Genomic DNA, 315 nt, shown 5'->3' on the forward strand with positions numbered 1-315 from the left:
GTGCTCGGGTACTTCTACTTCCTCGAGAACGTGATCATGATCGTCCCCGGAGTCAACGCCCTCTACTCGTACCTGCCCGGCGGCGCGACGGCGTCGCTCACGCGCGTCACGTTCCTGACCGATGCGATCTCCGAACAGACGCCGCTCGCCGCCGCCCCGCTGGTGTCGCCGATGCTCGGCGCGCTCATCCTGCTCGGATACACGGCCGTGGGCGCTCTGGTCGCCCTGGCGGTGCCGCTGCGGCGGGACATCGCCTGAGTATGCCCCGCCGCACGCCTCAGCTGAAGAGGACGATCACGTAGACCGCGAACGTCA

1 protein-coding gene is annotated in these 315 nt (G+C 67.9%); it reads left to right on the plus strand.

Features of this window, described 5'->3' with window-relative positions:
• Positions 1-258: hypothetical protein (locus SB753_RS35980; protein ID WP_410804868.1), on the plus strand; the 258-nt coding region annotated here is incomplete at its 5' end.
• Positions 259-315 lie beyond the last annotated feature (57 nt).

The sequence above is a fragment of the Paraburkholderia sp. SIMBA_053 genome (genome assembly GCF_046534895.1).
In the GTDB taxonomy this organism is placed as follows: Bacteria; Pseudomonadota; Gammaproteobacteria; order Burkholderiales; family Burkholderiaceae; genus Paraburkholderia; species Paraburkholderia caledonica.